Below are 17,761 nucleotides of genomic sequence, written 5' to 3'. Positions count from 1 at the left end.
GAACGTCAACGATAACGCGGGAAACCTGACACCCCGCGGCGCTCTCAGGTTCATCGCGAGCAAGCTCGCTCCTACAGGGGATTGATGTGAAGCTTTAAACCTGCGCAGTACGCAGCTTCTCGCTCCGCCCACGCAGCCACTCCAGGGTCAGCAGCAGGATCACCGAGAAAGCAATCAGCAGCGTCGCGGCGGCGGCGATGGTCGGGCTGAGGTTTTCGCGGATGCCGCTGAACATCTGCCGTGGCAGGGTCGCTTGTTCGGGACCTGCGAGGAACAGCGTCACCACCACTTCATCGAACGAAGTCGCGAAGGCGAACAACGCCCCGGAGATCACGCCAGGCGCAATCAGCGGCAAGGTCACCCGGCGGAACGTGGTCAGCGGCGAAGCACCCAGGCTCGCAGCGGCCCGCACCAGGTTGTGGTTGAACCCCTGCAAGGTCGCGGAAACGGTAATGATCACGAACGGCACACCCAATACCGCATGCACCACGATCAGCGAGAAGAAGCTGTTACCCAGCCCCAACGGAGCAAAGAACAGGTAACTGGCCACACCGATGATCACCACCGGCACCACCATCGGTGAAATCACCAGCGCCATCACCAACGCCTTGCCGGGGAAGTCGCCCCGGGTCAGGCCGATCGCCGCCAGCGTACCGAAGACCATGGCCAGCACCGTGGCCGCCGGGGCGACGATGATGCTGTTCTTCAGGGCGCGCATCCATTCCGCCGAGGCGAAGAAATCGTGATACCACTGCAGCGAGAAGCCCTGCAGCGGGTACACCAGGAAACTGCCGGAGTTGAACGACAGTGGAATGATCACCAGCACCGGCAGGATCAGGAACAACAGAATCAAGCCGCAGAGAATCCGCAAGCTGTAGAACCACACCCGTTCGATGGGCGACATATAAGGACTCAGCATTTCGTTCTCCCCTTAGCTCAGGCGCAGGCGGCTCGCGCCTACCAGCCAGCTGTAAATCAGATAAAGCACGACCGTCGCGAGCAGCAGCAGCCCACCGAGTGCGGTCGCCATGCCCCAGTTGATGCTGGTGTTGGTGTAGAAGGCGACGAAGTAGCTGACCATCTGATCGTTCGGGCTGCCCAGCAATGCCGGGGTGATGTAGTAGCCGATGGCGAGGATGAACACCAACAGGCAACCGGCGCCGACGCCGGCATAGGTCTGCGGGAAGTACACCCGCCAGAAGCTGGCGAACGGATGGCAGCCGAGGGAAATCGCGGCGCGCATGTAGGTCGGCGAGATGCCTTTCATCACGCTGTAGATCGGCAGGATCATGAACGGCAGCAGGATGTGCACCATGGAGATGTAGACACCGACGCGGTTGAACACCAGCTCGATCGGCTTATCGATGATGCCCATGGCCATCAGGCCGCTGTTGATCAGGCCACCCGATTGCAGTAACACGATCCACGCCGCTACGCGTACCAGGATCGAGGTCCAGAACGGCAACAGCACCAGGATCATCAGCAGATTGCTCTGGCGCGACGGCAGGTTCGCCAGCAGGTAAGCCAGGGGATACGCCAGCACCAGGCAGATTACAGTGATGATCAGGCCCATCCAGAAGGTGCGGGCGAAGATGTCGAGGTAGATCGCCTGATCCGGGGTGGCCGGAGCGATTTCGCCGAGGTCGTCGATGCGATGATCGACAGCCGCCAGCAGGTAATACGGGGTGATGCTGCTGGTGTTGCGACGCACCGCTTGCCAGTAGGCCGGGTCGCCCCAGCGCTCATCGAGACCTTCCAGCGCTTCTTTATAAGAAGCCGGCTCAGTGGCGAGCGGCAAGGCGCGGGCGGTTTTGGTCAGCAGGCTGCGGTAGCCGGCCAGTTCCATGTTCAGGCGCTTGGACAGATCGCCCAGGGTCTGATTCTTGCGAGCCTCGGCGAGGTCTTCGGCCGCAGCTTTATAAACCGGTTCAGCGGGCAGGCCGCGGCCGTCCCAACTGGCGATGGCGGTCACGGTGCGCGGCATGCCGCCGACCACTTCCGGGTTGCCAACGCTTTTGTAGAGCAGCGCCACGATCGGCACCAGGAACACCAGCAACAGAAACAGCACCAGCGGCGCGATCAACGCCTGGGCCTTCCAGCGGTTGACCCGCTCGGCGTGCTTGAGCCGCTGCTTCAAGGTGGGGCTGGTGCCCTCGTTCAGGGGAACGGCGATAGCCATGACGTACTCCGGGAATCTTTGATCGTTACAGAGGCGGCGAACCACCTCTGTTGTGTTGAAACACCGCAACCTGTGGGAGCGAGCTTGCTCGCGATGAGGCCATTACATTCAACATCTATGTTGATTGACCCACCGCTTTCGCGAGCAGGCTCGCTCCTACAGGCGAAGCATTACTTCGCAGCCCAGGCGTTGAAGCGCTGTTCCAGTTGCTCGCCGTTGTCAGCCCAGAAGCTGACGTCGATCTGCACCTGGTTGGCGATGTTTTCCGGGGTGGTCGGCATGTCTTTCAGGACATCCTTGGCCAGCAACGGTACGGCCTGGGTGTTGGCCGGGCCGTAGGCGATGTTTTCCGAGTAGGTCTTCTGTTGCTGTGGCTGTACCGAGTAGGCGATGAATTTCTTCGCCGCTTCGGCGCGCTTGGCATCCAGACCTTTTGGAATGGCCCATGCGTCGAAGTCGTAGATGCCACCGTTCCACACCACTTTCAGGTTGCTTTCTTTCTGCACGGCAGCGATACGACCGTTGTAGGCCGAGCTCATGACCACGTCACCGGAAGCGAGGTATTGCGGCGGTTGTGCGCCGGCTTCCCACCACTGGATGTTCGGCTTGAGTTCATCGAGCTTCTTGAACGCGCGGTCCTGGCCGTCCTTGCCGGCCAGCACTTTGTAGACGTCTTTCGGGGCAACGCCGTCGGCCATCAGTGCGAATTCCAGGGTGTACTTGGCGCCTTTACGCAGGCCACGCTTGCCCGGGAACTGCTTGGTGTCCCAGAAATCCACCCAGCTGGTCGGTGCGCTTTTCAGTTTGTCGGCGTTGTAGGCCAGCACGGTCGACCACACGAAGAAACCCACGCCGCAAGGCTGGATGGCGCCCTTGACGTAGTCTTCGGTCTTGCCGAACAACTTCGGATCAAGTTGCTCGAACATGTCTTCGTCGCAACCACGGGACAACTCCGGCGATTCAACCTCTACCAGATCCCAGGACACGCTCTTGGTGTCGACCATGGCCTTGACCTTGGCCATTTCGCCGTTGTACTCGCCGGCCACGATCTTGCCATTGCCTGCCGCTTCCCACGGTGCGTAGAAGGCTTTGACCTGAGCCGCCTTGTTCGCGCCGCCAAAGGACACCACGGTCAGGTCCGGGCCGGCCGCCATTGCGTGTGCCGCGCCCATCATGCCCAGTGCCAAAGCGGTGTATTTCAGGGATCTCAACATTTATTGTTCTCTCCACGTGCAGGGTTGGTGTTGGTGTTGCCGGGGCGATCAATGCGCCTCTAGAAGTGGGTCGAGTGCGCGAACGTGCTCGACCTGCCAGCCAAGCGGTACCACGTCACCGACGGCGAGCGATGGATCAAGCTCGGCAATCGGCTGTTTCACGAAGAAGTCGGTCTTGCCGCAGACTTCCATGCGAACCCGGACGTGGTCGCCCAGATAGATGAATTCCTCGACTCGCCCGGAGAAACGGTTGACGCACTGGTCGCTGGAGCCATTGAGGCTCACTCGCTCCGGACGAATGGACAGGGTCACCGGCTCGCCGGTCTGGCCGACGTTGACCGCCAAGGCTTCCACCTTCTCACCGCGCCCGAGCTCGACAATGCAACGGTCGCCGGTTTGGCTGTGCAGGCGGCCATTGAGGCGGTTGTTCTCGCCGATGAAGTTGGCGACGAAGGTGTTTTTCGGCTCTTCGTAGAGGGTGCGCGGCGGCGCGATCTGCTGGATTTCGCCCTGATGGAACACCGCCACGCGGTCGGACATGGTCAAGGCTTCGCCCTGATCGTGGGTCACGTAGACCACCGTTACGCCAAGGCGCTGGTGCAGGTGCTTGATTTCCATCTGCATGTGTTCACGCAGTTGTTTGTCGAGTGCGCCGAGGGGTTCGTCCATCAGCACCAGTTGCGGCTCGAACACCAGCGCCCGGGCCAATGCCACACGCTGTTGCTGTCCGCCGGAAAGCTGCGCCGGGTAACGCTGGGCGAAGGCATCGAGCTGGACCATGCTCAGCACGCGCTTGACCCGGGCACTGACGTCGCTCTTGTTCATGCCGCGCACGGTCAGCGGGAACGCCAGGTTCTCAGCCACCGTCATGTGCGGGAACAATGCGTAGTTCTGGAACACCATGCCGATGTCGCGCTTGTGCGGCGGCACGTTGTTGATGGCGCGCCCGGCCAACAGGATTTCGCCCGCGGTCGGCGTTTCGAAGCCGGCGAGCATCATCAGACTGGTGGTCTTGCCGGAGCCGGACGGCCCGAGCAACGTGAGGAATTCGCCTTTGCGAATGTCCAGGTTGAGGTCCTTGACGATCAGGTTCTCGCCGTCGTAGCTCTTCTGCACTCCACGAAAGCTGACCAGAACATCATTGGCCCCTGCGCTTGAATCGACCTGGCTCATACCCACACCTTTGTTATTGATGACTGCTGTGGGACTAAGCCTAGTGGACGCTGGGGACCGCGCAAATCGGGGCGCAAGAGAGATTGGCCTCAGCCGGATGGAAGGTTGGGGGTAGGGATTGCCCTACAAGGATGGCGCAAATGGACAAGGCAGCTGCAGGTGTCGAGCTGCAAGCCGCAAAAGCGAGCAAAACAGTTGTCGCTATTGGATATGCCTGCCATCCCAAGCCAGACGGAGATCCCTTGTAGGAGTGAGCCTGCTCGCGATGGCGTCCTGTCAGTCAACATTGCATTGACTGATCCACCGTGATCGCGAGCAGGCTCACTCCTACAGTTTTGGTTGCGGAGCGCTTTAGAGGAGTTTGTGTTCCATCGCGTACTTCACCAGTTCCGCCAGCGAAGTGATGTTGAGCTTTTGCATCAGCCGCGCCTTGTGGGTGCTGATGGTTTTGCTGCTCAGCGCCAGTTGCTGGGCGATGTCGTTGACGTTGGCGCCCTGGGCCAGGCGTTCGAACACGGAGAATTCGCGCTCGGAGAGCAACGAGTGCAATGGGCGCGAATCGGTAAGACCAACCTCGAAAACCATGCGATCGGCCAGTTCCGGATCGATATAGCGCCCACCCGACGCCACTTTGCGAATGGCTGTCAGCAACAGTGCCGGGTCGCTGTCCTTGGTCGCATAACCCGCAGCGCCCACCTTCAACGCCCGGGCGGCCATCTGCGCTTCATCGTGCATCGACAGCACCAGGATCGCCGGTGGATTGTTCAGGGCGCGAATCCGCGGAATCGCTTCCAGGCCGTTGACGCCCGGCATGGAGATGTCCAGCAACACCACTTCGCAGGGCACATGACGCAAGGTGTCGAGCAACTGCTCGCCATTGCTCGCCTCCCCCACTACCAGCAAGTCCTTGGCCAGGCCGATCAACTGCTTGATGCCTTCGCGGACAATAGTGTGGTCTTCGGCTACCAGTACACGGATCACGTTTTTCTCCAGGTTCAAGATCTATCGCGAGCAGGCTCGCCCCCACAGGGGATTTGTGAACGACTCAAAGCCATTGTGGGAGCGAGCCTGCTCGCGAAAGCGTCAGCACGGACACCACAAATTCTTCAGGCTTTCTCCAGAGGCACTCGCACTTCTAACGTCGTGCCCTCACCCGGCTCACTCTCAAGGGATAACTCACCACCCATGATCAACACCCGCTCGCGCATGCCGACGATCCCAAAGGACGTTGGCCTGCCAGGCGCGGCGACAAATCCTACGCCATCATCGCTGACCGTCAGACACAACTCGTCGCCATCAAGGGTCAGTGTCAGTTCAACAGTATGCGCCTGGGCGTGCCGCATGACATTGGTCAGCGCCTCCTGAAGGATTCGAAACAGACCAATTGCCTTCGCATCGCTGAGCACTGGCAAATTGTCCGGCACCTGCACCAGACACGGGATCTGCGTACGCGCCTCGAATCGGCGGGCCTGCCACTCTATGGCCGAGGCGATGCCCGCGTCGAGAATCGGCGGGCGCAATGCCGTGGCCACATCACGGACCAGCTGAAACAATTGGGCGATCAAGCGCTTCATGCTGTTCAAGCGCTCGTTCAAACCCGGATCAAGCTGCGCGTAGGCCAGTTCGCACATCGACGTTTCCAGCTTCAACACGGTGAGCATCTGACCCAACTCATCGTGAACTTCCCGGGCTATGCGCGCCTTTTCTTCTTCGCGCACGCTTTCCAGGTGCGCGGACAACTCACGCAGTTGTTCCCGGGAGCTGGCCAGTTCAAGTTCGATGCGCTTGCTCTCGCTGATGTCCCAGACAATCCCGTCCCAGACATACGTACCGTCTTCCAGCCGACGGGTGACGGCCTTGATTTCCGCCCAGCGCTGCTCGCCCTGACGCGTCAGGATTCGCCCCTGCCACGACCAGTCGCTGTCGGTATCCAGCGCATGATCCTGGGTCTGGTGATAGCTGGCCTTGTCATCCGGATGCACGAGGCTGCGCAGGCCTTTATCGCGATGCGCCAGCGTGGCCGGCGAGTAACCCACCAGGCTTTCGCTGCCTTCGCTGATGTAGGCAAAGTCGATCTGACCGGTCACCGGCGCCCGCTCCAGTCGAAAAACCAGTCCTGGAACGTTGGCGGCGATGCCTTGAAGCCGCGCCTCGCTTTCCTGCAAGGCCGCCAGGGCACGACGCCGCTCGGTGACATCGTTGAGGTAAACCACCAGGTATTCGCCGTCGCGAAAGCGCAGAAAACTCAACGAGACATCGGCCGGCAGGATGCTGCCATCGGCCCGCACGCAATTGGATTCGAAGCTTTGCGGGCCGTCTTCACTGGCCCGGGCGCGCTTCCACAGGTTCAGCCATCGGTCCATGTGCAGGCCGGGTTCAAAATCGATCAATGGCCGATCGATGATCCCGCCGACCGGATAGCCCAGCATGCTTTCTGCCGCGCGGTTGGCGTAGCGCACATGGCTGTCCCAGTTGACCCAGAGGATACCGACGGTGCTCTGGTCGATGGAAAACTGGGTGAGCCGCAAGGCCTCTTCGCTGGCGGCACGCAAGGCGATGTCTTCCTGCGCGGCCAGCAGGCGCTGCTCCAGGCTGTGCTGCTGGCGACGCTGCCAGACCACGATGGCCATGCAACTCAACGCCAGCACGGCCAGCAGCAGGCAGAGGTTTTGCCAGAATCCCCGGGACTCGGTGAGCCGCGGATACTTGGGTTGCAGCCATTGATTGTGCAACTGCTCCAGATCCTTGGCCGGGATCGCCCGCAATGCACTTTCAACGATGCCCGCCAGTTCCGGCTTGTCGCGCAGCGTGGCCACCCGCAGCAACTGCGGCAGGCCGACATCCCCCACTACCACTAATCCGGCGAACTCCGTCTCGACCGACAAGCGACCCAGCTGCGCCTCATCGATCACCGCATAAGTTGCCTGCTGGCCAACCAATAATTGCAATGCCTGACGCTCCATCGGTACGCCTTGCAAATTCAGGTGCGGGTAGTTGCCGCGCAGGTAATCGGCGATGGCACTGGGCATGCGCACGGCGACTCGGGTCTGGCTGTCGAGTTTTTCCAGCTCGACAGCGCCCGCGCTTTTCTGATCGCTGACCACCAATTGCGGCACCCGCATGTAGGGGTCGGAAAACTGCCAGAGGCGCAGCCCGCCAGGGGTCTGGGTCAGCCCCGGGGCGATGTCGATTTCGCCCTCGCGGGCCGCGGCTTCCAATTGCTCAAGGTCGGGAAAATTGCGCCAGCTCAGTTCGACATTGAGGTTTTTTGCCAGCCACTTCATCAATTCGACGTTCACCCCGGACAGGCGCTGCAAGCGGCGATCGTATTGCGCATAGGGCGCCTGCAACACCACGCCGACCCGCAACTCGCCCTGCTGCGCCAGCCAGTGCTGCTGTTTCGGGGACAGTTGGGCGACGGGTGCCGGAGGCGCGGCGGCCGCCCAGCCCATCAAGGGAAACCACAAACAGCCGATAACCCACAGGCAGCGAAAACGCATCATTGAACTCTCACACACTGACAAATACTGACCAACCCATTAGGCTGCCGGAACATCTTCTGGCCTGGAATATCCGATGCCCCTTGTCCACCGCCTGGCACTGCCAGCATTGTGCCTGTCGCTGATCCTGCCTTGCGCTTTTTCCGTCAAGGCGGCCGACCCGGCCTCCCTCGCGGAAGAAAAAACCGCCGAAGAAAAACCGCTCGAACGTCAGCCTCTGCCTGAGCGTAGTCAGGAAGAAGCGACTGCACTCGAGCGAAAGATCCCGCCTCAGGAACAGCAACAACTGCAAGCAGGCACCGACACGTTTCTGGCCTTGTGGAAACCGGCCAACACCGCCGACCCCAAAGGCGCGGTGATTATCATCCCGGGCACCGGCGAAACCGCTGACTGGCCGCAAGCCGTCGGCCCTTTGCGGCGAAAATTGCCGGATGCCGAATGGAGCAGCCTGAGTATCACCTTGCCGGACCTGCAAAGCGATGCCATTGCGCCACGAATCGTCGAAGCAGCGCCGGCACCCAAGGCCGCCGAAACCGTCAGTAAAGACTCGACTACCGCTGCCCCTATCGAACAGGTGGCCGGTGGCGAGGCAGATGTAACCGACAAGGTCGTCGCCGAAACCACCGAAGAACAGTCCAAGGCAGATGCCGAGCGCATCTTTGCCCGGATCGACGCCGCGATCGCCTTCGCCGAACAGCAAAGCGCCCGCCGTATCGTGGTGTTGGGGCATGGCACCGGCACTTACTGGGCGGCGCGCTATTTAAGCGAGAAGCAGCCCTCACAAGTCGAGCGATTCCTGATGGTCGCAGCGCAGACACCTGCTCAAGCGAAACCCGAACTGGATGAGCTGGCTCCGAACCTGAAACTGCCTACGGCTGACATGTTCTATATGGACAAGCCGCTGGATCGCAATGCGGCGCTAGCCCGTCTGCAGGCCAACAAACGGGTGAAAACGTCGGCATTCAGCCAGATATCGCTCAAGGCGTTGCCCGACAAAAAGGCCGAGCAGGAGCAACTGTTCCGCCGGGTGCGGGGCTGGCTGAACCCGCAGCCTTCGACAGACTGAAAGACCGAGGCGCCTTCATCGCGAGCAGGCTCGCTCCCACATCAGATCTCCAGCGTTAGAAGACACCTGTGGGAGCGAGCCTGCTCGCGATAGCGGTATCACTGGCGACGCAAACTTTCCGGGCTAACGAAAATCCCGCCGTTCCCGAATCAGCGTATAGGCATTATGCAGTTCACGCGTTCGCTCGGTGGCCTCACGCACCTGCGTCGCCGTCGCGCCGCTGCCGGCAATCTTGTCCGGATGATGGCGACTGAGCAGGCGCCGATAAGCACGCTTGATCTGCGCCGGTTCAGTGGTGGCCGACACCCCCAAAAGCCTCAATGCGTCCTGATAACTGGGCACGCTGTTGCCCAATGGCCGTTTCCGCGGCTCATAGTCGTGCGCCAACGCCTTCACCTGATGGGGCGTCCAGCCCAACCATTTGCCCCATTGGCCGATCAGTTTACGTTCACTGCTGCCGGCACGACCATCGGCCCAGACCATTCGCCAGCAGGCGCGTAATACGCCTTCTGCCGCATGGGGCTGGGCACTCAGGCGACGCAGATAACCGCGCAGCCGGTCGCGGCCCGACTTGCCGCGATTGAACGCAGCAATCGCACGACGTTGGGCCGACTCGGACATATCCAGCGAGCGCATTTCCGCCCGGGCCTGTTCGATGTGCCCGGACATCACCTGGCCGTCACACTTGGCCAGGCGCCCCAACAGGACAAACAGCAACTCATCATTACGCAGCACCGGGCGACCGCCCAGTTTTTCCCGCAAGTGTCCCCAGCTTTGCAGGTGCAAGCGCCGATCCAGCGCCTGCCCCAACAACGCGCCGAGAATGGCCCCCGGAATGCTGGCTATGGCAAAGCCTGCTCCGGCTCCGATCAGAGTCCCTGGCCACAACATGTCAGCGGCTCGCTTCTATTAATGCTTCAACTTCGGCCAGTCGCTCGTGAGTGCCGACATCGACCCAGTGCCCCCTCAGCTGCTCGCCAGTCACTTGATCGTCAGCCATGGCCTTGCGCAACAGCGGCGCGAGCTTGAAGGCCCCCGCGGTGCAACCGTCGAACAGCTGCGGATGCAACACGGCGATGCCACTGTAGGTCAGGGTACCCACCTCTGGCTGACCGTCGTGCACCTGCGTTTCGACCAGGCTAAAGTCCCCGGCCGGATGATGGGACGGGTTGCCGACCAGCACCAGGTGCGCCAGGCCGTTGATGGGCTGATGCAGCACGCTGAAGTCGTAATCGGTCCAGATGTCGCCGTTGACCACGACAAACGCTTCATCCCCCAGCAACGGCAACGCGCGGAAAATCCCGCCGCCGGTTTCCAGGGGCTCACCTTCGGCCGAGTACTGAATGCTCACGCCATAACGCGATCCATCGCCCAGGTAGTCTTCGATCTGCTGACCGAGCCAGGCGTGATTGATCACGATGTCGGTGAACCCGGCGGCGGCCAGCGCTCGCAGGTGATACTCGATCAGCGGCACGCCGCCTGCACGAACCAGCGGTTTTGGCGTGGTCAGGGTCAGCGGGCGCATGCGCTCGCCTTTACCCGCGGCCAGAATCATTGCCTTCATGCTTTCACTCCGGCGCGCAGACTGGCCAGCAACACATCCAGCTCGGCCAGTTCAGGGCGGCGGGCGATCACCGTTTCTATGTACGCAAAGAAACGCGGCACATCACCCAGATAACGCGGTTTGCCGTCGCGATGGCAGATGCGCGCGAAAATGCCGATGACTTTCAGGTGACGTTGCACGCCCATCAAGTCGCTGGCACGCAGGAAGTCCTCGAAATCGGGCTGGACCGGAATCCCGAGCGCACCCGCTTGCCGCCAGTAGCTTTCGAGCCAGCCGTGTACACGCTCCTGGGGCCAACTGAGGAATGCGTCCTTGAACAGGCAGGTCACGTCGTAGGTTACCGGGCCATACACCGCATCCTGGAAGTCCAGCACACCGGGATTGGGCTCGCTGAGCATCAGGTTGCGCGGCATGTAGTCGCGATGCACCAGGACTTTGGGTTGTGCCAGGGCGCTGTCGATCAACAGTTCGCTGACCTGCTGCCAGAGCACTTGTTGCGCCGCATCGAATTCGATGCCCAGTTCGCGCTTCACGTACCACTCGGGGAACAGTTCCAGCTCGCGACGCAGCAAGGCCACGTCATAGCTCGGCAGAGGCGCAACCATCGGCAACTGCTGGAAAGCCAGCAACGCTTGCAGGGCATCCGTGAACAAATCGTCGGCGTTTTCGCTGTCGATGACGTCCAGATAGGTCTTGTTGCCCAGGTCATTGAGCAAAAGAAAGCCGCGTTCAAGGTCTTCGGCATAAATTTTCGGCACATTTATTCCGGATTTCGCCAGCAAAAAGGCGATATCCACGAAGGGTTTGCAGTTTTCCTGGGGCGGCGGCGCGTCCATCACGATGAAACTTTTGTCACCGCCTTCCCAACGGAAATACCGCCGGAAACTCGCGTCGCTGCTGGCCGCGGTCAACGTGGCCGGGGGTACGACGCCCCAGCCCTGCTCGGCAAAAAGGGTCGTCAATTGTTGATCGAGCCAAACTTTCAGGTGTTGCAAGCGTACATCTTGATCAGGCATTGCAAGGGTCTCCGACGGCGCTAGCCGTCAAGCGGGTCATGCTTTATTATCCAGCATCTTTTTCAGACCATCGAGAGGCGTGCGGCCCACACCGCGGGCAGATGGCACGCAGGAAGCCCGGACTAATAAGATGGCATTGAAATCCCCCGCGTTTCGTAAAAAATTTCCGTTGTTGGTTACCGGCAGTTTGCTGGCGCTGCAACCCCTTGCCACTTCCTACGTGGTCGCCGCGGAACAGTTTGACTGCTCAGTCTCTGCTTCGGGTTCCTGGGACTGTGCGCCAAAGACGCCGGCGGCTGCATTGCCACCGCGTCCCGTCCATGACGGCAGCGCAGTTTCCGCCACCGGCGAAGCCTCGGCCGAGAACGGTTCCAGCGAAGACGCCGGCGCCAAGCCGGTGCTGGTCACCGAATCCAAAGGCCGTGGCCTGACATCCCGTAGCGCAGACTACAGCCACCTCGACTGGGTTCCCCGCGAGCAGCTCACTGCCGCACAATTGGCCGAAACCGGTCCTTATTGCTCCGGTTCCTATATCGAACCGATTCGTCCTGGCATGGATGACAAGACGAATAAAAGCGACGCTCCAACCTTTATCGGCGCAAAAGCTTCCCGCTATAAGCAGGATGAGCAAGTTGCGACACTGGCCGGTGACGTTGTCATGCGTCAGGGCAGCATGCAGGTCGAAGCCGACGAAGCCAACCTGTACCAGGCCGAAAGCCGTGGCGAACTGAACGGCAACGTGCGCATTCGCGACAACGGCGCCTTGATCGTCGGCGACCACGCCGACGTGCAGCTCGACACCGGTGAAGCCAAGGTCGACAACGCCGAATACGTGATGCACAAATCCCGCATCCGCGGTAATGCGCTGTACGCCAAACGTGCCGAGAACGCGATCATCCGCCTCAAGGATGGTACGTACACCACGTGCGAACCGAACAGCAACGCCTGGCAGCTCAAGGGCAACAACATCACCCTGAACCCGGCTACCGGTTTCGGCACGGCGACCAACGTGACGCTGCGGGTCAAGGACATTCCGGTCCTGTACACGCCGTACATCTATTTCCCGATCGACGACCGTCGCCAGTCCGGCTTCCTGCCGCCGACCATCGGCACCGGCAGCGATACCGGCTTCATGCTGGTCACCCCGTACTACTTCAACCTGGCGCCGAACTACGATGCCACGTTGTACCCACGCTACATGGAAAAGCACGGCTTGTTGATGGAAGGCGAATTCCGCTACCTGACCAAGTCCAGCGAAGGCCAGTTCGGCGCGGCGTACCTCAACGACGAAAGCAACGAACGCGACAAGCAGACCGACGCCGAAAAAACCCGCTACATGTACAACTGGCAGCACAAGGGCGGTCTCGACTCGCGAACGCTCACGCAAGTCGACTACACCAAGATCAGCGATCCGTATTACTTCCAGGATCTGCAGACCGACCAGATTGGCGTGAAAAGCCAGGACTACGTGAACCAGCAGGGCTCCGTCACCTATCGCGGCGACGGCTATACCGCTCGCGTAAATGCCCAGGCCTATCAGCTGGCGACCGTTTCGAACATTACACCGTACGACCGTTTGCCGCAGATCACCTTCAATGGCGCGCTGCCGTATCATCCCCAAGGCTTGAATTTCTCCTACGAAACCGAAGTTGTTCGGTTTGACCGGGATCTGAAATCCGGCAACTACTCCGACGAAGACGGTAATGTAGAGCCACGTATTGATAACAACGTTCGAGGCCTGGCTCGTGCCAACGGCGATCGCCTCAACCTGGCTCCAGCCGTCACCCTGCCGCTGAACTGGACCTATGGCTTCCTGAAGCCGAAACTCAAGTACCAGTACACGCAGTACCAACTGGATCTGGACGGTACTGGTAAAAGTCAAATTGCGGGTCAAAATCAAACCGCAGCTGCAAACGGGACTGAGAATTTCAACGGTCAGTTCGACAGCAACCAAAATCGCGCAGTGCCGATCGCCAGCATCGACAGCGGCCTGTACTTCGATCGCAATACTCAATGGTTCGGCAAGAACTATCGCCAGACCCTCGAACCGCGCCTGTTCTACCTGTACGTGCCTGAGGTCGACCAGGTAGACATCCCGGTATTCGACACCAGCGAATACACGTTCAGCTACGCGTCGCTGTTCCGTGACAACCGTTTCTCCGGCGCCGACCGTGTCGGCGACGAAAACAAACTGTCCCTGGGCGTGACCAACCGCTGGATCGAAGATAACGGTTTCGAACGTCAACGCCTCAGCGTAGGCCAGGCCCTGTACTTCAAGGACCGCGAAGTCCAGTTGCCGGGTGTCGATCCGAAACTCCGCGCCGATGCCCAAGCCAGCGTTTCGCCGTACGCACTGGAGTACGAATACCGCTGGAACCGCGACTGGCGTACCACGGCCGACTACAACTGGGACCCGGACAGCCACAGCCCTCGTTCGGGCAGTGCGATGTTCCACTACCAGCCTGAAGACAACCCGAACAAGGTCATCAACGCCGGCTATCGCTATCGTAACGACCAGGTGATCTACAACCAGAACACCGGTCAATGGCAGTTCGGTGGCGACTACGGTACCCCTGGCACCCCGGGCTACGTGAAGGATTACTACAAGATCGAACAGCACGACTTCTCGGTGATCTGGCCGGTCGTGCCGCAATGGAACGCCATCACCCGTTGGCAGTATGACTACAACCGCAACCGCACCCTGGAAGCGTTCGGTGGTTTCGAGTACGACAACTGCTGCTGGAAACTGCGCCTGATCAACCGTTACTGGGTTTCCTATGACGAGTTCAGTCAGAACGCCCCGGAAAACGAAAAAGGCGACCATGGCGTCTTCCTCCAAATTGTTCTGAAGGGGCTCGGCGGCCTGACTGGCGCCAAGGTAGAGAGCTTCCTCGACAAAGGCATTCAAGGTTATCGTGAACGTGAAGACCAAGCTTTCTGATTGTCTGCGCCCGCTGATGCTGGGCGCGCTGTTCCTGAGTACGGCGGCGAGCGCCGCCGTACAGTCCATCGACAAAGTGGTGGCCATCGTCGACAACGACGTGGTCATGCAGAGCCAACTGGACCAACGGGTTCATGAAGTTCAGCAAACCATCGCCAAGCGTGGTTCTGCCGTGCCGCCGGCCAGCGTGCTGGAGCAGCAGGTACTTGAGCGCCTGATCGTCGAAAACCTGCAATTGCAGATCGGCGAGCGCTCTGGTATCCGCATTACCGACGAAGAGTTGAACCAGGCTGTCGGCACCATTGCCCAGCGCAACAACATGTCGGTAGAGCAGTTCCGCGCCGCCCTGACGCGCGACGGTCTGTCCTACGACGACGCACGTGAGCAGATTCGCCGCGAAATGGTCATCAGCCGTGTACGCCAGCGTCGGGTCGCCGAGCGCATTCAGGTCTCCGAGCAGGAAGTGAAGAACTTCCTGGCATCCGACCTGGGCAAAATGCAGCTGTCCGAAGAGTTCCACCTGGCCAACATCCTGATTCCCACGCCGGAAAGCGCCAACTCCGACGCGATTCAGAACGCAGCCAAACAGGCCGATGCGATTTACCAGCAACTCAAGCAAGGCGCTGACTTCGGTCAGTTGGCAATCGCCAAGTCCGCCAGCGAAACCGCACTGGAAGGTGGCGACATGGGCTGGCGCAAGGCCGCTCAATTGCCTCCGCCGTTCGATCGCCTGCTGAGCACCATGCCGGTGGGTGATGTCACCCAGCCAATGCGCACCCCGGGCGGCTTCATCATTCTGAAGGTCCTCGAAAAGCGTGGCGGCCAGACCCAGATGCGCGATGAAGTACATGTGCGCCACATCCTGGTCAAGCCGAGCCCGATCCGCGACGAAGCAAAAACCAAGGCCCTGGTAGAATCGCTCTACAGCCGTATCGAGGCTGGCGAAGACTTCGGCGAGCTGGCGAAAAGCTATTCGGAAGACCCGGGCTCCGCCCTCAACGGCGGCGACCTGAACTGGATCGACCCGAACGCACTGGTGCCCGAGTTCCGCGAAGTGATGGCCAGGACCCCGCAAGGTCAGCTGTCCAGGCCGTTCCAGACTCAGTACGGCTGGCACGTCCTGGAAGTCCTTGGCCGTCGCGCCACCGACAGCACCTCACAGGCTCGCGAGCAGCAAGCAATGACCGTTTTGCGTAACCGCAAATACGACGAAGAGCTGCAAACCTGGCTGCGTCAGATCCGTGACGAAGCGTACGTGGAAATCAAACTCCCTGGCGCCGACCAGGCAGCGCAGTGAAACCCCAACGTTTCGCGCTGACACCCGGCGAACCGGCCGGCATAGGTCCCGACCTGTGCCTGCTGCTCGCCTCGCAAGCCCAGCCTCACCCCCTGATTGCCATTACCAGCCGCGACCTGCTCATTGAGCGGGCCGCGCAACTGGGCGCGGCTGTCGATCTGCTGCCGGTCACACCGGACAACTGGCCGGACGTACCCGCGCCAGCCAACAGCCTGTATGTCTGGGATACTCCGCTCAATGCCAAGGTCGTCGCCGGGCAACTGGACAAGGCGAACGCTGCCTTCGTTCTGGAAACCCTGACCCGCGCCGGCCAAGGCTGCGTGAGCGGAGATTTCGCCGGCATGATTACCGCGCCAGTGCACAAAGGTGTCATCAACGAATCCGGCATCGCCTTTTCCGGGCACACGGAATTCCTTGCCGACCTGACCCACACCGCGCAAGTGGTGATGATGCTGGCCACACGCGGCTTGCGCGTGGCCCTGGTGACCACTCACCTGCCCCTTCGCGAGATTGCCGATGCAATCACGCCGGAGCGTCTGGAACGCGTCACGCGTATCCTGCACGCCGACCTGCAAAACAAGTTCGGCATCGCCCGGCCACGCATCCTGGTCTGCGGGCTCAACCCCCATGCCGGCGAAGGCGGGCACCTGGGCCATGAAGAAATCGATATCATCGAACCCACATTAGAGCGCCTGCGCGGCGAGGGCATGGACCTTCGTGGCCCCCTGCCCGCCGACACTCTGTTTACCCCCAAATATCTGGAGCACTGCGATGCGGTGCTGGCGATGTACCACGACCAGGGCCTGCCGGTGCTGAAGTACAAAGGCTTCGGCGCGGCAGTCAACGTGACCCTTGGCTTGCCGATTATCCGCACCTCGGTCGACCACGGCACCGCCCTGGACCTGGCCGGCAGCGGCAAGATCGACACCGGCAGCCTGCAAGTCGCCCTGGAAACCGCCTACCAGATGGCCGAGACCCGTTTATGACCGAGCATTACCAACACAAGGCGCGCAAACGCTTTGGCCAGAACTTCCTGCACGATGCCGGCGTTATCGACCGCATCCTGCGCTCCATTCATGCCAAGGCAGAAGACCGTCTGCTGGAAATCGGCCCGGGCCAGGGCGCACTGACCCAAGGCCTGCTCAGCAGCGGCGCGCAACTCGATGTGGTGGAACTGGACAAGGACCTGATCCCGATCCTCAACCAGCAGTTTGCCGGCAAGAGTAACTTCAACCTGCATCAGGGCGATGCGCTGAAGTTCGACTTCAACAGCTTGAATGCCGTGCCTGGCAGCCTGCGAGTGGTCGGCAACCTGCCGTACAACATCTCCACGCCGCTGATTTTTCACCTGCTGCACAACTCGCACCTGATCCGCGACATGCACTTCATGCTGCAAAAGGAAGTGGTCGAGCGTCTGGCTGCCGGCCCTGGTGGTGGCGACTGGGGTCGGTTGTCGATCATGGTTCAGTACCACTGTCGAGTCGAGCACCTGTTCAACGTCGGCCCGGGGGCATTCAACCCGCCACCGAAAGTCGACTCGGCCATCGTGCGCCTGGTGCCCCACGCGGTACTGCCACACCCGGCCAAGGATCACCGCCTGCTGGAACGCGTCGTGCGCGAAGCTTTCAACCAGCGCCGCAAAACCCTGCGCAACACACTCAAGCTGCTGCTGAGCAATGCCGAAATCGAAGCCGCCGGCGTCGATGGCAGCCTGCGTCCCGAGCAACTCGACCTGGCCGCGTTCGTACGCCTGGCCGACAAGCTCAGCGAACAAAAGCCTGCCGCAGACTGACAGGCGATGAGCGCTATCG

Annotated in this window: 14 protein-coding genes; 5 read left to right on the top strand and 9 right to left on the bottom strand. The window is 60.8% G+C overall.

Annotated elements, in window-relative coordinates; genetic code table 11:
* Positions 1-94 precede the first annotated feature (94 nt).
* The 6 genes from BSF44_RS19325 to BSF44_RS19300 all read right to left on the bottom strand — a co-directional run bounded on the left by BSF44_RS19325 (position 95) and on the right by BSF44_RS19300 (position 8,069).
* Complete coding sequence (locus tag BSF44_RS19325; protein ID WP_007980200.1) at positions 95-919, bottom strand: ABC transporter permease; 825 nt, start codon at positions 917-919, stop codon at positions 95-97.
* Between the two features lie 12 nt (positions 920-931).
* On the bottom strand, positions 932-2,179 hold the full coding sequence (locus tag BSF44_RS19320) for an ABC transporter permease (RefSeq protein ID WP_007980201.1): 1,248 nt from the start codon (positions 2,177-2,179) through the stop codon (positions 932-934).
* A 170-nt stretch (positions 2,180-2,349) separates the two neighbouring features.
* Positions 2,350-3,393, bottom strand: a complete 1,044-nt coding sequence (locus BSF44_RS19315; protein ID WP_095944869.1) for a polyamine ABC transporter substrate-binding protein — start codon at positions 3,391-3,393, stop codon at positions 2,350-2,352.
* Between the two features lie 48 nt (positions 3,394-3,441).
* The gene (locus BSF44_RS19310) at positions 3,442-4,566 is read right to left on the bottom strand and encodes an ABC transporter ATP-binding protein (RefSeq protein WP_046039490.1); all 1,125 of its coding nucleotides are present in this window, start codon (positions 4,564-4,566) and stop codon (positions 3,442-3,444) included.
* Between the two features lie 351 nt (positions 4,567-4,917).
* Positions 4,918-5,547, bottom strand: coding sequence for a response regulator transcription factor (locus tag BSF44_RS19305; RefSeq protein WP_008051638.1), 630 nt, complete (start codon positions 5,545-5,547; stop codon positions 4,918-4,920).
* 125 nt (positions 5,548-5,672) lie between these two features.
* Positions 5,673-8,069, bottom strand: a complete 2,397-nt coding sequence (locus BSF44_RS19300; protein WP_095944868.1) for a PAS domain S-box protein — start codon at positions 8,067-8,069, stop codon at positions 5,673-5,675.
* A 73-nt stretch (positions 8,070-8,142) separates the two neighbouring features.
* Between BSF44_RS19300 and BSF44_RS19295 the strand changes: the two genes are divergently transcribed.
* Positions 8,143-9,132, top strand: a complete 990-nt coding sequence (locus BSF44_RS19295) for an alpha/beta hydrolase family protein (RefSeq protein ID WP_095944867.1) — start codon at positions 8,143-8,145, stop codon at positions 9,130-9,132.
* A gap of 123 nt (positions 9,133-9,255) precedes the next feature.
* Here the strand turns inward: BSF44_RS19295 and BSF44_RS19290 are convergent, their stop codons facing one another.
* From BSF44_RS19290 to BSF44_RS19280, 3 genes are read right to left on the bottom strand one after another with little or no spacing between them, the layout of a single operon-like run.
* Positions 9,256-10,023, bottom strand: a complete 768-nt coding sequence (locus tag BSF44_RS19290; protein ID WP_095944866.1) for a TerB family tellurite resistance protein — start codon at positions 10,021-10,023, stop codon at positions 9,256-9,258.
* A 1-nt stretch (position 10,024) separates the two neighbouring features.
* Positions 10,025-10,696: an N-acetylmuramate alpha-1-phosphate uridylyltransferase MurU gene (gene murU / locus BSF44_RS19285; RefSeq protein ID WP_095944865.1), complete on the bottom strand. Its 672-nt coding sequence runs from the start codon at positions 10,694-10,696 to the stop codon at positions 10,025-10,027.
* Positions 10,693-11,712 carry an aminoglycoside phosphotransferase family protein gene (locus BSF44_RS19280; RefSeq protein ID WP_095944864.1) on the bottom strand — a complete coding sequence of 340 codons (1,020 nt, stop codon included), beginning with the start codon at positions 11,710-11,712 and terminating at the stop codon, positions 10,693-10,695. Before BSF44_RS19280 ends, murU begins: the two co-directional genes overlap by 4 nt.
* Positions 11,713-11,842: 130 nt before the next feature.
* Between BSF44_RS19280 and BSF44_RS19275 the strand changes: the two genes are divergently transcribed.
* The 4 genes from BSF44_RS19275 to rsmA are packed head-to-tail and all read left to right on the top strand — an operon-like array spanning position 11,843 to position 17,742.
* Positions 11,843-14,653 (top strand): LPS-assembly protein LptD, encoded by a 2,811-nt coding sequence (locus tag BSF44_RS19275; RefSeq protein ID WP_095944863.1) that lies wholly within the window; start codon positions 11,843-11,845, stop codon positions 14,651-14,653.
* On the top strand, positions 14,634-15,950 hold the full coding sequence (gene surA / locus BSF44_RS19270) for a peptidylprolyl isomerase SurA (RefSeq protein WP_141250058.1): 1,317 nt from the start codon (positions 14,634-14,636) through the stop codon (positions 15,948-15,950). Before BSF44_RS19275 ends, surA begins: the two co-directional genes overlap by 20 nt.
* Positions 15,947-16,936: a 4-hydroxythreonine-4-phosphate dehydrogenase PdxA gene (gene pdxA, locus BSF44_RS19265; RefSeq protein ID WP_095944862.1), complete on the top strand. Its 990-nt coding sequence runs from the start codon at positions 15,947-15,949 to the stop codon at positions 16,934-16,936. Before surA ends, pdxA begins: the two co-directional genes overlap by 4 nt.
* Positions 16,933-17,742 (top strand): 16S rRNA (adenine(1518)-N(6)/adenine(1519)-N(6))-dimethyltransferase RsmA, encoded by an 810-nt coding sequence (gene rsmA, locus BSF44_RS19260; RefSeq protein WP_095944861.1) that lies wholly within the window; start codon positions 16,933-16,935, stop codon positions 17,740-17,742. Before pdxA ends, rsmA begins: the two co-directional genes overlap by 4 nt.
* The last annotated feature ends 19 nt before the right edge of the window (positions 17,743-17,761 follow it).

The organism is Pseudomonas sp. ACN8, assembly GCF_002303925.1.
In the GTDB taxonomy this organism is placed as follows: domain Bacteria; phylum Pseudomonadota; class Gammaproteobacteria; order Pseudomonadales; family Pseudomonadaceae; genus Aquipseudomonas.
This window is presented reverse-complemented; position numbering and strand designations above follow the sequence as displayed.

What these genes read in the sequence shown, in the direction of transcription:
- BSF44_RS19325 (WP_007980200.1), bottom strand. Translation starts at nt 919, where the DNA reads ATGCTGAGTCCTTATATGTCGCCCATCGAACGGGTGTGGTTCTACAGC.
- BSF44_RS19320 (WP_007980201.1), bottom strand. Translation starts at nt 2,179, where the DNA reads ATGGCTATCGCCGTTCCCCTGAACGAGGGCACCAGCCCCACCTTGAAG.
- BSF44_RS19315 (WP_095944869.1), bottom strand. Translation starts at nt 3,393, where the DNA reads ATGTTGAGATCCCTGAAATACACCGCTTTGGCACTGGGCATGATGGGC.
- BSF44_RS19310 (WP_046039490.1), bottom strand. Translation starts at nt 4,566, where the DNA reads ATGAGCCAGGTCGATTCAAGCGCAGGGGCCAATGATGTTCTGGTCAGC.
- BSF44_RS19300 (WP_095944868.1), bottom strand. Translation starts at nt 8,069, where the DNA reads ATGATGCGTTTTCGCTGCCTGTGGGTTATCGGCTGTTTGTGGTTTCCC.
- BSF44_RS19295 (WP_095944867.1), top strand. Translation starts at nt 8,143, where the DNA reads ATGCCCCTTGTCCACCGCCTGGCACTGCCAGCATTGTGCCTGTCGCTG.
- BSF44_RS19290 (WP_095944866.1), bottom strand. Translation starts at nt 10,023, where the DNA reads ATGTTGTGGCCAGGGACTCTGATCGGAGCCGGAGCAGGCTTTGCCATA.
- murU (WP_095944865.1), bottom strand. Translation starts at nt 10,696, where the DNA reads ATGAAGGCAATGATTCTGGCCGCGGGTAAAGGCGAGCGCATGCGCCCG.
- BSF44_RS19280 (WP_095944864.1), bottom strand. Translation starts at nt 11,712, where the DNA reads ATGCCTGATCAAGATGTACGCTTGCAACACCTGAAAGTTTGGCTCGAT.
- BSF44_RS19275 (WP_095944863.1), top strand. Translation starts at nt 11,843, where the DNA reads ATGGCATTGAAATCCCCCGCGTTTCGTAAAAAATTTCCGTTGTTGGTT.
- rsmA (WP_095944861.1), top strand. Translation starts at nt 16,933, where the DNA reads ATGACCGAGCATTACCAACACAAGGCGCGCAAACGCTTTGGCCAGAAC.